General features: G+C 54.9%; 10 protein-coding genes. 9 read left to right on the top strand and 1 reads right to left on the bottom strand.

Annotated features, from left to right (window positions below):
• Positions 1–195: 195 nt before the first annotated feature.
• Positions 196–1,533, bottom strand: coding sequence for an NADP-specific glutamate dehydrogenase (gene gdhA / locus II896_06705; GenBank protein ID MBQ4444324.1), 1,338 nt, complete (start codon positions 1,531–1,533; stop codon positions 196–198).
• Between the two features lie 932 nt (positions 1,534–2,465).
• On the opposite strand from gdhA, the gene II896_06710 reads away from it, so the two are divergent.
• From II896_06710 to II896_06750, 9 genes are all read left to right on the top strand, one after another.
• The gene (locus tag II896_06710) at positions 2,466–3,371 is read left to right on the top strand and encodes a hypothetical protein (GenBank protein MBQ4444325.1); all 906 of its coding nucleotides are present in this window, start codon (positions 2,466–2,468) and stop codon (positions 3,369–3,371) included.
• A 135-nt stretch (positions 3,372–3,506) separates the two neighbouring features.
• Complete coding sequence (locus II896_06715; GenBank protein ID MBQ4444326.1) at positions 3,507–4,499, top strand: S26 family signal peptidase; 993 nt, start codon at positions 3,507–3,509, stop codon at positions 4,497–4,499.
• Between the two features lie 461 nt (positions 4,500–4,960).
• Positions 4,961–5,251, top strand: coding sequence for a GIY-YIG nuclease family protein (locus II896_06720; protein ID MBQ4444327.1), 291 nt, complete (start codon positions 4,961–4,963; stop codon positions 5,249–5,251).
• A gap of 117 nt (positions 5,252–5,368) precedes the next feature.
• Positions 5,369–6,283 (top strand): hypothetical protein, encoded by a 915-nt coding sequence (locus II896_06725; protein ID MBQ4444328.1) that lies wholly within the window; start codon positions 5,369–5,371, stop codon positions 6,281–6,283.
• Between the two features lie 388 nt (positions 6,284–6,671).
• Positions 6,672–8,210, top strand: a complete 1,539-nt coding sequence (locus II896_06730) for a hypothetical protein (GenBank protein ID MBQ4444329.1) — start codon at positions 6,672–6,674, stop codon at positions 8,208–8,210.
• A 51-nt stretch (positions 8,211–8,261) separates the two neighbouring features.
• Positions 8,262–10,850: a hypothetical protein gene (locus tag II896_06735; protein MBQ4444330.1), complete on the top strand. Its 2,589-nt coding sequence runs from the start codon at positions 8,262–8,264 to the stop codon at positions 10,848–10,850.
• A 35-nt stretch (positions 10,851–10,885) separates the two neighbouring features.
• A complete protein-coding gene (locus II896_06740; protein ID MBQ4444331.1) occupies positions 10,886–11,887 on the top strand; it encodes a hypothetical protein in 1,002 nt (333 codons plus the stop codon).
• 767 nt (positions 11,888–12,654) lie between these two features.
• Positions 12,655–15,060 (top strand): leucine--tRNA ligase, encoded by a 2,406-nt coding sequence (locus II896_06745; GenBank protein MBQ4444332.1) that lies wholly within the window; start codon positions 12,655–12,657, stop codon positions 15,058–15,060.
• Entirely contained in the window at positions 15,060–15,902 is an 843-nt protein-coding gene (locus II896_06750; protein ID MBQ4444333.1) for a hypothetical protein, read from the top strand. Before II896_06745 ends, II896_06750 begins: the two co-directional genes overlap by 1 nt.
• The last annotated feature ends 100 nt before the right edge of the window (positions 15,903–16,002 follow it).

The following is a 16,002-nucleotide window of genomic DNA, read 5'->3' on the forward strand; positions in this document are numbered from 1 at the left end:
AAAATGGGTTGCCATCGACAACCCATTTTTTTGTAATTATAATTGATTTCACCCTCGGCATCGTGCGATAGGGAGAGCGAAACGGGATGAAGGAGTGAGTGTTCAAGGGTGCGAGTGGAGTACCCAATGGTCTCCGCGTACATGGTATGACCGAGAGCCCGAGCAGCTTGCTCAGTCGCCCGTTTTGCCTCCCTATCACACGATTCCCTGCGCCATCATCGCGTCGGCCACCTTCAAGAAGCCCGCGATATTCGCGCCCGCCACGAGGTTGTATCCGAAGCCGTACTCTTCGCTCGCCTTTTGGCACGCGGTATGGATATTGACCATGATACCTTGCAGTTTATCCAGCACTTCTTCCTTGCTCCAGCTGTAGCGCATACTGTTTTGGCTCATCTCCAACGCGCTGGTAGCCACGCCGCCCGCATTCGCGGCCTTTGCCGGCGCGAACAGCACGCCCGCTTTGAGGAACGCGTCGATAGCCTCGAGGGTAGAGGGCATATTGGCGCCTTCGCCCACGGCCTTCACGCCGTTCGCGATCAAAGCCTTCGCGCTGTCGAGGTCGATCTCGTTTTGGGTAGCGCAGGGCAGGGCGACGTCGCACTTCGTCTTCCACACGTTCTTGCAGCCCTCGGTATAGGTTGCGCCCGCCACCTGGTCGGCGTACTCCTTGATACGGCCGCGGCGACCCAACTTGATTTCCTTCACGACGTTCAACTTGATGCCGTCGGGGTCGTACACGAATCCGTTGCTATCCGACATAGTCACGACCTTCGCGCCCAACTGTTGCGCCTTCTCGCATGCGAAGATAGCCACGTTGCCCGAGCCGGAGATACACACGGTCTTGCCGTTGATGCTCTGTCCGTTCACGCGCAGCATCTCCTGCACGTAAAACAAGAGTCCGTACCCCGTCGCCTCGGTGCGCCCGAGGCTGCCGCCGTAGGACAAACCCTTGCCCGTCAGCACGCCGTTCTCGCTCTGCGCCTTGATGCGCTTATATTGTCCGAAGAGGTAGCCGATTTCTCTGCCGCCCACGCCGATATCGCCCGCGGGCACGTCCGCGTCGGGGCCGATATGCCGATACAACTCGGTCATAAAGCTTTGGCAGAAGCGCATCACTTCCGCGTCCGACTTGCCCTTGGGGTCGAAGTTACTGCCGCCCTTGCCGCCGCCGATAGGCAACGAAGTCAGGCTGTTTTTGAGAATTTGCTCGAGGCCCAAGAACTTGAGGATAGACAAGTTGACGCTGGGGTGGAACCTAAGTCCGCCCTTATAGGGGCCGATGGCCGAATTGAATTGCACGCGGTAGCCCTTATTGACCTGCACCTGGCCCTTATCGTCCACCCAGGGCACGCGGAACTCGACGATACGCTCGGGCTCCACGAAGCGCTCCAAAAGCCCCGCTTTTTCATATTCGGGGTGCGCGTCGAAGACGGGCGCCAAGGTAAACAGAATTTCCTGTGCCGCCTGCAAGAACTCGGGCTCGTTGGGGTTGTCTTTTTTGAGTTGTTCAAACACTTTTTCAACGTATTTCATAGTTGTACCTCACAACAAATAGGATATTTCAATTTTATCACTTTGTTTCCCCCCGACGCAACCATCTTTGCGGGTTCGCTCCAAACTTCTCAAAAAAATTGCGAAACGCGCCTATAATCAACGGTTATATCCCTTTTGCTCTTTGCCTCGCCGTTTGGCGCGAATTATTATTCGCTTTTTGTCCACAACGCACGAGAGGTGCAATTCACGCCGTCCCGCACCGTCATGTTGAGCCACAATGGCGTTTGCCATTGTGTGTCGAAACATCCCATCGGCAGAGGCACTTCCCCCTCATATAAATATTGCGCGCGTAAATACACGCGCCCTCGCCCGCACGCACAGCGTGCAATTCACCCACGCCTTTGCGTGCCGTACAATAAATATACGCGCGCCCTCCCGCACGCGCCCACGCGCGATATCTCGCCTTTGCCTTTGGCAACTGTCTCGCACCGCGAAGCGGTATTTTCATTCGTCGCTTTGCGGCGCCCACATCCCGACGAATGTCGGATTTCACCCGCTCGCGGTCCGAGCGGATTTCACCCGTGCCTTGGCACGGATTTCTCCCGATGCTGTGCCTCGGCTTTCTCTTTCCCTCGCCTTAGCATTTGCTCCCTCCGCCATTAACAAACATAAACTCCGCCTCACCTTTATTAAGAAATCATTAAAAATCACTCTTCTTTTCAAAAAGGGTATTGACATTGTTTTGTGTATAAAATATACTGCTATTGTGAAAAGCAGGTGAAATACGCCGCAAGGTTTTGCGTCGCCGCCTGCCAATTACCGTGTCTACCCGCCGCAACGCAACGAACGTTGCAATTCACGGCGATAGCCGATTCACCGACGCGACGCGTCTCCTCGGATTAAACTACGCAAGGTGCGTGGTTGTCATACATCAAAAATAGCCCTATGGGGCAAAAATGGAGGATATATATATGAAGAAAACAATGTTTATCACGTCTGTGATTATGGTAGTCGTTATGGCGATTGCCCTGACCACGAGTTCGTTGGCATGGTTTACGGCGACCGGTAGTGCTACTGTCACCACCAGCACCTTGACGCTTACCGCGAAGGCAAATGCCAGCACCGGTATCCAAATCACCGACGATTTGTCAAACGACTGGGCCGGTTCCATTTCTTTGACCGACAAAGCCAACCTGATGCCCATCTTGCCTTATGTTTATACGACCGATAAGACGATGGAGGAAGCATTGGTTGCCGAGAAGTTCATCGCAAACGAGGTTGACTCCAACTTGCTATTTGTCAATACAGAGGGCACCGAAGCATCGTCTGGTGACTGGTTTGTCACGACCGACGTTTTGATTACCAACATGGCGCAAGGTGCTTCTGCCGTCGCCGTCGATATCACCCCCAGCATCGCGTTCAAGAAGAGTAGCGCTGCTTATGATCCCACTGCTACTGCTAACCTTCGCGACCCCAACTTGTGCGTGGCCGTTCTCTGCAACAACAAGAGTGTTAGAGCTGCCGACGGCACCACCCCCACCGGTGATGATGATTGGGAGTTGGTCAAACTCTTCAATAGCAAAGGTCAAAACACCGTCAAGTTCGGCAAAGCAGCTTCTGCTTTCGTTCAAGGCGCCGATGCGACTCAGTGCTATACCACCATCGACCTGACTACTGGTACCGCTCGTGGCACTCAAACCGCGACCAACTACATCGACCCCATCACCTTGGATGCTACTACCAATGAGTATCGTACCTATGGTGAAGTCGTGCGGTTCAAGATTGTTGCTTGGTATGACGGCGTTTCGTTGGTCAACTCCAACTCTGGCACCGCGTTGCAATTCGAATTGACTTTCTCTGCGACGGCGCATTCCTGATGATTTTCTGAATCATTCATAATCATCTGAAACAATTAGCAATTCGTTTCCTAAGCCCGCATTTAGCGGGCTTGGGAAACACATTTTATATCGCGTATGCGTATGTGCATACGCCCCACAAGAGGTAAAAATAGAATGAGTTCCGACAAAGAACGCAAAAAACTCCTTACGGACAAGCAGCAGGCCATCCTCGACATCGTGGTCACCACCATCGAGGCGTTGGTCGTGGTTGTTTGCATCGTGGTGTCCGTGTTGGTGTGGGTGGGCGCCAGCGATCCCGCTGATCGCTCCATCAACTGGTTCGCCATTCAGACCGACTCTATGATGGGCTCCAATCCCGACAGTCTCAATCCCGGGGATATGATGTTCACCAAGAAGGTCAAGTCCATTTCCGAATTGAAGGTCGGCGACGTCATTGCCTTCAAAGGCACCGTTATCGACTCCGCGGGCAATGCGATTGAGGACCAAATCATCACCCACAGGATTACTCAAATTGATGGTGCGCAGATTCACACGAGAGGTGATAATGCGGAACAAGAGGATTTCTTGCCCAAAACCATTGAGGATGTCATCGGCAAGTATACCGGCAAAGCCAAAGGACTTGGCAAGGTGACCTTATGGTTGGGCGGCTTCAAAAAGGTCGTCACCAACGAGGCCCGCTATAACGATCCCGATGCGTTGGGTGGCTATGGTTACGAGAAGAGCGGCTCCACCGCCAGCTTCCTCGTCATCATCATTCCCTTGGCGTTGCTGTTTATCTACAATGGGTACGTCGTGGTCAAGTGGTCGATGGACGAGCGCGCCAAGAAGATTCGCGCCGCTGCCATGGCTGAGGCCGAGGCCAAAGTCGAGGAAGACAAGCAGAGTCAAGAGGAGGTCAAGCGCGCCGCACTCACCGAGTATATGCGTGCCAACGGTATGTCCGATGAGCAGATCGCCGCTTACTTCGCCGAGCAAGCCGCCAAGTCCGAGACTGTTGTGCCCGAAGGGGAACGTCATCCCGAGTCCAACGTCACCTTGAGCAGGGACGAAGTCCCGTCGTCGAAAGGTCCCATTGATAGTGGCACCACCGAAGACACCCCCAACGAGGAGCAGTCCGACCCCGACGACGCCGATCCCAAGGATTAACGCTGCCACACCGTCATATTGAGCCGAGGCCATAGACCTCGTGTCGGTCTATTGCCCGGAGCGTAGCGATGGCGCATAATATCCCATCGGTAGTGGTACTCCGCAAGGATTAACGCTGCGTTACCACAAGACTAATATTCGACTAAGAAAATAGGCATTTTCGACTTATTCATACCCCCGTCGGGGAATGAGTAAGTCTTCTTGCGTGTTACGAAAAGATGCCCATCTTTTCGTCATCCCGAGCCAAACGGTCATCCCGAGCTTGTCGAGGGATCCCCTCGGTAGAGGTACAGTCGAAACATCCCCTAAGAAGAGGCACTGTCCTCCACCGTCATCCTGAGCCGAGGTCGTAGACCTCGTGTCGAAGGATCCCCTAAGAAGAGGCACTGTCCTCCACCGTCATCCTGAGCCGAGGTCGTAGACCTCGTGTCGAAGGATCCCCTAAGAAGAGGCACTTATATATGGAACAAGGTTACACCTACATTCTAACCAATGAGAATGATACCGTGTTCTATGTAGGTGTCACGTCAAATATACAGCGTAGACTGTATGAACATCGCAATCATCGATTTCGTGGGTTTACCGATCGGTACAATGTGACTAAGGTCGTGTACGTTGAGTTGACTGAGCGCATTGAGGATGCGATATTACGAGAAAAACAACTGAAAGGTTGGTCTCGTGCAAAGAAAAAGCGTTTAATTGAGTCAATCAATCCCGACTATCGGGATTTGTATAATGACTATATGAAATAGTCCGTCATGTTGAGCCGAAGCCATAGGCTTCGTGTTGCGCCTGAAGGGCAATAGACCGAAACATCCCATTAGTAGAGGTATACCCTCTAAAACTCCCCATCCAAGGAGAAATGAAACATGGCCAAAAAAGACTCCACCCCCAACGCCGCTACGACTGCCGATGCAGGCAAGTATCGTTACATATATGTCCGCAAGTCGGTCGAGCGCCGCGTGCATCGCCGCAAACTCGCCACCGTGTTTTTGGTGTTCGTACTCATCGCGTTGTTGCTGACGGGCACGGTGTATGCGGTTTTGGCCTTCGTAGACAACAACGACTTCCGCATTACGGTTGACCGTGGTCGTGGCGTACTTGCCCTTAGTGAAGAGTCTACTTTCGCAAGGACGACGACTCAGCTTACTACGCGTGGCCCTTCCGAAATGATGGATATGTCGTATAGTTTTTTGCCCTTTTATCAGTTCCGCACGCAGGACGGCAGTTATACCAACCTCGATAGTTTCTATGCCAGCAGTTTTTATCTCACCAATTTAGGTGATCAACCGTGTGAATATCGCGAATTGATAACCATCACCGATACCTACAACAAATTGGAGGATTGTGTGCGTGTCTTGGTCATTCGAGAGGTGTTGCAGGTGGATGAAGAGGGCAATTTCGTGCAGGCAAGTCTCAACGATGATTTCAGCCACATGGAGTGGGCGTGTTACGCCAAGGCCAAAGAGGATGGTTCTGCCGAACAAGTCGCCTATGAGAATGGCCGAGACGGCGGCACGTTGCGCACCATCACCGATCCCAACTACAATGCGGAGGACAAGACTTCTCCTTGGATGTGCACCAATTTCATAGAGTCCGGTACCGGCGTTGTTACGGATCCTGCGTATTGCATGTTGGACCCACACGGCCGCGTACGCTACACCTTGGCTGTATGGATAGAGGGCACCGATCCCGACACGGTCGATGCGCGTATCGGCGGCAAACTCACGATGCGCTTCGGCTTCAGCACCCTCAGCCAAGAGGAGCAGACCATCACCCAGTAGGGCACCGTCCCCTCGACGCGCACGTCATCCTGAGCCACAATGGCACCTGCCATTGTGTGTCGAAGGATCCCCTTGTGAGAGGCACCCAACCCTCGCTACGCAGCGAAGCGGTACGTCACTCGCGCTCTGCGCGCCCACATCCCACCGAAGGTGGATTTCACCCAAGGCGTAGCCTTGGATTTCACCCGACGGATGTCGGATTTCTCCCATTCCTCAGAATGGATTTATCCGCTCCATCGGAGCGAAACTTCGCGTACGCGCGAAATAATTTATAAACCCTATTGAAATAATACCAAAACTTTGGTACAATAGATAATAGATGATACGCAACGCCATGCGCGTTGCACAACAAACCAACTTATGCGGCTTCGGTCGCAAGGAGTGAACAATGGGCGAACTACTCAAAGCGTTATTAGAACAATTCTTCTCCAACGGCTTCTTGCAGATATTCATCGGCATCTTCGGTGGTATTGCCGGTATGTTCAACATACCCCAATATATCAGCATCATCAAGAACGCCGCCGGTGAGGAGGGCAACACGGGCATGTGGGTTGTCGGCATTCTGGTCGTGGTACTGGTGCTGGCCGTACTCATCGCCATCGTATTCCTCATTTGTTGGGGCGTCGCGCGTCTTATCAAGCGTTTGCGCGCCAAGGGCGGCGTCATCGACCAGGACTTGGTGGACGAGGTGGCCGAGCTCAAACGTCAACTTGTCAAGACCAACATGGAGAAGGACCGTATCCTCGGCATCAAGATAGGCAAGCAGGGCTACGACATCAGCGAGGGCTACGAGGGAGAGGAAACTTCCGACGACGAGCACAAAGAGGCCGAGAGCCGCTTCTTTAAACTCACCGAGGTGGACAAGAAGTGGGCCAACTGGAAGCCCGAGCGTCACTACGATGACGACATCACCTTGGAGGAGATTTGCGACCGTTTCCGCTGCTACGCCGCCAACAATGCCGAGCGTCCTTGGCGTAAGTTGTATTACGAAATCAAGATCATTCGCTTGTTTTTCGCCTCTATGGCCACCACGCGTTTGATGATTCTCCAAGGTATATCCGGTACCGGTAAAACCTCCCTTCCCGAGTGTTTGGGGCACTTCTTTGACAACCCCACCACCATCGCCTCCGTCCAACCGTCTTGGCGTGACCGTACCGAGATTTTCGGCTACTTCAACGAGTTCACCAAGCGTTTCAACGAGACCGAGGTCTTGCGTGCCATGTACGACGCCCGCTATTCGGACGACGTGTACCTCACCGTCTTGGACGAGATGAACATCGCCCGTGTCGAGTACTACTTCGCCGAGTTGCTGTCCATATTGGAAATGCCTTCGCGTGAGCAATGGATCGTCGACTTGGTGCCTTCCGGCTGGCCTTCCGACCCCAAGTTGCTCGAAAAAGGTCGTTTCCGTCTGCCCGAGAATATGTGGTATGTCGGCACCGCCAACAACGACGACTCTACCTTCGCCATTTCCGATAAGGTGTACGACCGTGGTATGCCCATCAACATCAACAGCAAGGCCAAACCCTTCGATTGCGAAGTCACGCCCCTCTTGCACCTCAACTATCACCATTTGGAAGATTTGTACGCCAAGGCGATGGTCGCCAACAAGGTCAGCGAGGAGAACGTGCAGAAGTTCGCCGATATGGACGACTATGTCATCGAGCACTTCCGCTTGGCGTTTGGTAATCGTATCGTCAAGCAGATGAACGAGTTCGTGCCCGTCTACGTCGGGTGCGGCGGCACCGAGATCGACGGCTTGGACTACGTCTTGTGCAACAAGATTTTGCGTAAGTTCGAGAGCTTGAACTTGGCCTACATCCGCGACGAGATCGACTCCTACATCGACTACCTCAGCATCCACTTCGGCGAAGAGAATATGATGGAGTGCAAAGAGTATTTGCAACGACTCAAGAAACTGTTCTGACGTTGTGTAGCGTGGGCGCGTTGCTGCGCCGCCTAAGAGAGAGGATTTTCCATGATTGACAAAAAGCGGCTGGACGATTATATCTACTATATCAACTCCTTGCTCAAGCAGGAGGACTTTTACGATACCTATATGGAGGGTATCAACAAAGGTCAAAACAAATATACCATCGACCAGCGTTTCCAAAAAAAGAAATTCGACCTTGATTGGGTGGAAGCCATCGAGGACTGCGTGGTCAGCCTCGATACCATCGTGCGTAACCCGCGTAAGTTCATCGTCATAGAGGAAGATATCGTGGACGTTTCCTTGGCGCGCTCCATCACCACCGAGTCCGTCAAGCACCTTGCCACCCACACCAACTATATCGCCGCCGTCAAAGAGGACGGCTCCGTTATCCCCAGCAAGATCCTCAACACGTCCAAAGAGGAGTCCTTCGAGGTGTATGAGAACCGTTTCATCTACACCCTTTTGCTCAAACTGTCGCAGTTCATCAACACGCGTTTCGAGGTAGTGCGCCGTTCGGCCGCTTCCTCCGATATGTTCACCGTCAACGTGCAGTCCGATTACGCCGTGGGCAAGGAGAAGGTCAAGTATTCCATGAAGACCATTCTCGAGATGCCCCTCGACGAGGTGCTCAAGGCCGATCCCACCCAACTCACCGACGTGGAGCGTATCGCCCGTTTGCAGAACGTCGTGTCCGGCTTTATGGGCAGCCCCTTTGCCAAGACGATGGTCAGCTGCGCCCTGGTACGTCCCCCCATCGTGCGTACCAACGTCATTCTCAAAAACCCCGACTTCAAAAAGGCGCTCGTCTTGTGGCAGTTTATAGACAGTTACCAGCAGACGGGTTACGAGATCAAGTCCATCAACGAGACCGCCGACTTGCCCGCCGGCAACCAGCAGAAGTTCGCCAACCTCATCTACCTCAACAACCTCCTCACCGAGAGCATCGTGCGTACCCGCACTTCGGACGAGGAGATCCACGGCGAGGATGAGGAGAAAAAGCAGGAGAAGGTGCAGGCCAACGAGTACGTCACCAAGAATATCGACGACTTCGTGCCCGACGACTTCCCCGAGCTCAAACTCAGTATGTTCGAGACCAAGCGTCTCTTCACCCACTTGCCCGAGGTCGGCGAGATCAGCAAGGCCGACGAGCGCAAGATCAATTCGGCCATTCAACGCTGTTTGTTGCAGTACAAGATCAACAAGGCCAAGTCCGATTCCGAGGAGCAGGCGCGCCTTATGCGCAAGTTGATGGAAGAGGAGACCAAGGCCAAAGTGGCGGCGCTCAAAGCCGCCAAAGAGGCGGAGAAAAAGGCCGCCAAAGAAAAGGTCGAGGCCGAAAAACGCGCCGCCCGAGAGGCCCGCGAAGCGGCCAAGTTGGCCAAGGAGAAAGCCAAACGCGAGGCCGAGGAATTGGCCGAGCGCGTTCGCGCCGAGGAAGAGGCGGCTATGCGCGCGCGTATTAAATATGAGCAAGAAGAGGCCGAGCGCCGCATCATCGAGGAGAATCGTCGGTTGACGGCCATCTACGAGGGTGTCAAAGCCCGCACCGAGGCCGAGCGCCGCAACCTCAAGGAGCAGTTGGAGCGCGAAAAGCAGTTGCAGTTCTTGGAGCCGGTCGAGGCCGACGCCATGCTCAAGTTGCGCAAAAAGGAGCAGCAGCGCATTCGTCAAATGCGCGCCACCCAAGAGGTCGCGTTGCGCGAGCTTATCACCGCGCACTACCAGGATATGGAGCGCCAGCAACAACAGGCCATCTTGGATATGGAGCAGATCGCCGATATGTGCGATTTCGATATCTTTGACGACACTCCCGTCGCCGACGTCGCCCCGGGTGCGAAGCAAAACGGTCATCCCGAGCTTGTCGAGGGATCCCCTGAGCCGAGCACTAACCCCGACGCCCCGAGCGTGTCGAAGGATACCCTTGATAGTGGCACCGACGCTCCCGCCAAACCCCGTTTGTCCACCGAGGTCGAGTTCGAGTCGGACGAGGATATCCCCGAGATGGACACCTCGCTCACCACGCGCAACGCCGAGGGCGAAAACGAGTATGCCCGTCGTCTTATCGACGAGGAGAATAAGCCCGATGAGGAAGAGTCCGATCCCACGGCCGCCCGTTCCGAGTTGTCTTCCTACAAGCCGCAGAGTTACGCCCCCGCTGATGCCGCCGCCGAAGAGGATGACGACGATGTGGATATCGCTTTCTCGGGCTTCGACGCGCCCATCGACGCCACGGCCAAGTACAGCGTCAACTACGGCGGTGCCGCGCAGTCGGCAGGGCAGGGGCACTTGGTGCGCCCCAGCGCCGTGATGGGTGTCAAACCGTCCGTGTCGCAGTTGGACGACGATTGGGACTTCGACGGTATGGAAGAGTTGGAGAAGAAAGAGGCCGCCCGTAAAGAGGCCGCCGAGGCCGCGCCCTTGTCCATCAAGGGCAAGACCGTCGAGCCTGCGCCCGCCAAGGGCAAAAAGGCCGCGCCCACCATGCCTGCGGGCTTCGCCGTATACAAACCGCGCAACACCGTGTCCGCCACCGAGTCCACCATCGACGACATTCTCAACAACACCAACTTGGTCGGCAATGTTGAGGAAGAGGCCGGCGGCCGCAAGAAGAAGAAAGACAAAAAGAGAAGATAGCCTTCTCTCTTGGGCACGTCAGTGCCCATTTTTCAATGAAGCAGCAATCCGATAGCACGTCAAAAGAGCCGACGAGGGCCAAAAAAATACTTCGCAAAGTTTCGACCGTATTCTTCATTTTGTTGTTTACGGCCATTCTCGCGTGCGTTGTTTCCATCATCACCACCAAGTATATCTATCACAAGCCCGCCGCTTTGTTCGGCTATCGCATCGTCAAGATACTCACCGATTCCATGACGCCCCAACTGCCGACCAACAGTTACATTTTGGTCAAGAATATAGACGGCGCGGACGTCAAAGAGGGTGATATCGTCGTGCATATCCCCGCCTACGGCACCTACGAGGGCTACACCATGACGCACTTGTGCGTCAAGGGACCCTATTTTGACGAAACCTATCAAAAGACCTGCATTCTCACCCAAGGCACCAAAGCGGGCGCGCCCGTCGATCCCCCCGTGCCTATTGCCAACGTGCAGTCCGTTTACGTTTCGTCCATCGCCCGCGCCGGCGGTTTCTTCGACTTCCTCACGAGTATATGGGGCATTATGGTCATGGTGGCCGTTCCCTCGTTGATCGTCATCGTGCTGCAAGTCATTCGCATGGTCAAAGCGGTTGTGGACAAGCCCGACGAAGAGACCGTGCACGCCGAGGCCGAGCGCATCGCCGAGGAGCGCCGCGCCGCCGATTCGTCCCAAGCGAATGCCGCCGATACCGATGTCGGCACCATGGGCGACGTGCTTGCCTTCATCGCCCGCGAGAAAGCCAAGTCCGCCAATTCCTCCCCCGACGCAAACGTCATCTCGAGGCAGGCGGTCTATTGCCCGGAGCGCAGCGATGGCGCAAGGGATCCCCTTGGTAGTGGCACCGACGCCGAAGCCGTTTCCCCCCAAGGGAGCGTTGCGCCCAAAGGGCACAGTTCCACCTCGCGTCCTCTCGACGAAATGGATTCCGTGCTTGCCTTCATCGCCCGCGAGAAAGCCAAGTCCGCGGGGACCTCTCCCGACGACCCGTCCGAGCCGCCCCCTTCCGACGACTGATTTTTCGGTGTACCGTTGCGCCATCGCTGCGCTCCGGGCAATAGACCATCCCGAGGCACTCGATGGATCCCCTCGGTAGAGGCACCGATAGCACCGTTGCACCATCGCTGCGCTCCGGGCAATAGACCATCCCGAGGCACTCGCCCCGCCATCGGCGGTACGTCACTCGCGCTCTGTGCGCCCGCATCCCACCGAAGGTGGATTTCACCCAAGGCTGTGCCTTGGATTTCTCCCGACGAACGTCGGATTTCTCCCGAGCGAATGCTCGGATTTCTCTCTCTTGCAGCTTTCTGTTGATTGCGAACAATCTCAAATAGAGTCCCTAAAAAACCGTTTAAAAACGCCCCAAAAATGCCCAAAAACGCTCAAAAATCGCAAAAAAATGCCCAAAAACGTGCAAAAAATGAGCGTTTTTTGCGCCATATTGTCCGCTTAATCGTACACCATCGCGGATTCTATCTCCCGCTGTCGGGGCGTTCCGTTTCTTATCCCGTTCGCTTTTTCTACGTCATATTCTTACGATAGTCAACCGTGCGATTTTCGAGCGATAATTTTACCTTTGTATACAGCCCTTTCCCATTGCCTTTTCCCCGTTTTTCGCCGTCGTTATTCCTCGTTGAATTATACGCGATCGTCTTTGTTCCTTTCCGCTTTCGACTCGTCGCATTTTTACGCTTGTTTTTCTTGCTTTTATACTTCGTATATGCTATAATGAATCATACCGTCGTGCACTATTCTATACCCCAAGGGGTATAAAAAGGAGATATATGGAAGACTACAATGCGCAACAAATAGAGCAAAAATGGCAAGAGATTTGGCAAAAATCGGGCGTTTTCAAGGCCGTCGATTTTTCGCCCAAACCCAAATATTACGCCCTCATCGAGTTCCCCTATCCCTCGGGCGTAGGGCTTCACGTTGGCCACGTCCGCGCCTACACCTCGCTGGAAGTCGTGTCCCGTATGCGTCGTATGCAGGGCTACAACGTGCTGTTTCCCATAGGCTGGGACGCCTTCGGTTTACCCACCGAAAACTATGCCATTCAGACGGGTCAGCACCCCCGCGTCGTCACCGACAAAAACATCAAAACCTTCCTTTCCCAACTCGCCAAAATGGGTTACAGTTTCGATTTGGACAGGCTTATCGACACCACCGATCCCGCCTACTACAAGTGGACGCAATGGATTTTCTTGCAACTCTACAAGCGCGGCTTGGCGTACCGCAGTCACACCTACGTCAACTTCTGTCCCAAGTGCAACGTCGTGCTTTCCAACGAGGAGAGTCAGGGGGGCGTGTGTGACCGTTGCAATTCGCAGGTAGAGCAGCGCGTCAAGGACGTTTGGTTCCTCAAAATACGCGAATACGCCGACAAATTGCTGGACGGCTTAGACGACCTCGATTTCCTTCCCCGCATCAAATTGGAGCAGCGTAATTGGATAGGCCGCTCCTATGGAGCGGAGATAGATTTCGGCCTCAACGTGGACGACGCGCTCAAGGTGTTCACCACGCGTTGCGACACCTTGTTCGGCGTCACCTTCATGGTCATTGCGCCCGAGCATCCCATTGTGGACAAATATGCCGATCGCATCGCCAATTTGGACGAAATTTTGGCCTACCGAGAGGCCGCCAAACTCAAAAACGAGTTCACCCGCGTGCAGCTTGCCAAGGACAAAACGGGCGTCAAAATCGACGGATTGTACGCCGTTCACCCCGTCACGGGCAAGCCCATTCCCATCTTCGTGGCCGACTACGTTATGATGGGTTACGGCACGGGCGCCATCATGGCCGTGCCCGCGCACGACACCCGCGATTGGGATTTCGCCAAGAAGTTCGGCCTTGACATTATCGAGGTCATCGCGGGCGGCAACGTGACCGAAGCCGCCTACACCGATATTCAAAACGGCGTGTTGGTCAACAGCGATTTTTTGAATGGTCTCACCGTGGCCCAAGCCAAAGAAAAAATGCTGGCCTACCTCGCCGAGAAGGGCATCGGCAACAAGAAAGTCAACTACAATATGAAGGATTGGGCGTTCAATCGTCAACGCTATTGGGGTGAACCTATCCCCATCGTCTATTGCGACGCGTGCGGTATGCTCCCCGTGCCCGAAGAGGAGTTGCCTCTCAAGTTGCCCGAACTCAAAGAATACAAGTACGGCAAGGGCGGCGAATCCCCTCTTACCGAGGTTCCCGAGTGGGTAAATTGCCGTTGTCCGAGGTGCGGCGGCCCCGCCAAACGCGAGACGGATACCATGCCCCAATGGGCGGGTAGCAGTTGGTATTTCCTGAGATATATTGACCCCCATAACGACCGTGTTTTGGCCGACCCCGACAAGCTGAAATATTGGGGGCAAGTCGACTGGTACAACGGCGGTATGGAGCACGTCACCCGTCACCTCATCTACAGCCGCTTCTGGAATCTTTTCCTTCACGACATCGGCGTGGTACCGAACGCCGAGCCGTACGCAAAGCGTACGGCTCAAGGTCTGCTTTTGGGCGAAGATCACGAGAAAATGAGCAAGTCCAGAGGCAACGTGATCAATCCGTTGGACTGTGTTGAGCGCTACGGCGCGGACGTTTTGCGTACCTTTATCCTGTTCATCGGCGACTACGAGCGCCCCGCGCCTTGGAGCGAAACGGGCATCGCCGGCTGCCGTCGCTTCGTGGAGCGCGTATGGCGTTTGCAGACCATCGTCACCGACGAAGAAAGGTATAGCGCCAAGCACACGTCCTCGGTGCATAAGATGATCAAAAAGGTCACCGACGACTTCGATTCGGCGGGCTTCAATACGGCCATCGCCGCGATGATGGGCTTCGTCAACGAGGTCTATCTAGACAAGTATATCACCAAGGGCGAGTTCGTCACCTTGCTCAAATTGTACAACCCCGTCGCCCCCCATTTGTGCGAAGAATTGTACCAGATTTTGGGCGGTGAAGGCTTGTTGGCCGAGGCCGAGTGGCCCCAATACGACCCGAATAAGCTCATCGACCAGACCGTCACCTTGCCCGTGCAGGTGTGCGGCAAGATGCGCGGCACGGTCGAGGTGGCGCGTGACGCTACGCTCGACGAAGTGCGTGCGGCCGTGATGGCGTCGCCCATCGCCGCGTATATCGAGGGCAAGACCGTCGTCAAAGAGATATACGTGCCCAACCGTATCTGCAACTTCATCGTCAAGTAATGGAAGACTTCACTTCGTTCGTCGACAAAAATTTCACGCCTATAGGCGTGGATAACGGCGTTATCAAGCGCATACGCGGGGTGGCCAACAATACCAAGCCCAACCCCGAGCGCCTTTTCGTGGCCGAGGGGATATGGATGAACACCCATATCATCAACGAGGGTACCGAGGTGGTGTACTTGGTGGTATGCCCCCAATACGTGTACACGCCCGAGGCCGAAATGGCGGTGCGCACCTTGGCCGAGCGGTGCAAAGACCGCTTCGTAGTGAGCGCCAAGACCTTCGACCGCATCGCGGAGAAGGATAAGCCCGACGGCGTGCTGACCTTGGCCAAGTTGCCCTCGTTCGACCTCGAGAACTTCCGCGTGGACGCCAAGGGCATCGTGTTGGTCATAGACGGGGTGGAGATCCCCGGCAATATCGGTACGATGCTTCGGGTGGCCGACGGCGCGGGGGTGGACGCCGTGTTCTTGTGCAACCGAAAGGCGCGCCTTACCCACCCCAAACTCATCCACAGCAGTATGCTGGCCGTCCTCACCGTGCCCGTCTTCGAATTCGATTCGGTGGACAGTTGCGCGGCGTGGCTACACGAGCGCGGTTTCACCATCTATTTGGCCGACAGCCGCGCCGAAAAAATGTACTACGAATTGTCCTACGGCACCCGCACGGCCTTCGTGCTGGGTAGCGAGCGCTACGGCATCGCCCGCGAGTGGTACGCCAAGACGCCCTCGCTGGTGGCCATCCCCATGTTGGGCAAGTGCGACAGCCTCAACGTAGGCGTGGCGGCCACCGTCCTCTTGTACGAGGCGAGTATCAAAAACAAGTTGGGTTTCAAACGCTGAAGCCCGAAAAACGGGGCTACGGATGGGCTGCAGCGTGCGACAAGCGGAAGGAATCGGGTATTGGGTACTTACGGTTTTGGCCATCGTCGTGCGTATGGGG

The sequence above is a fragment of the Clostridia bacterium genome (genome assembly GCA_017394805.1).
Lineage (GTDB): Bacteria > Bacillota > Clostridia > Christensenellales > CAG-1252 > RUG14300.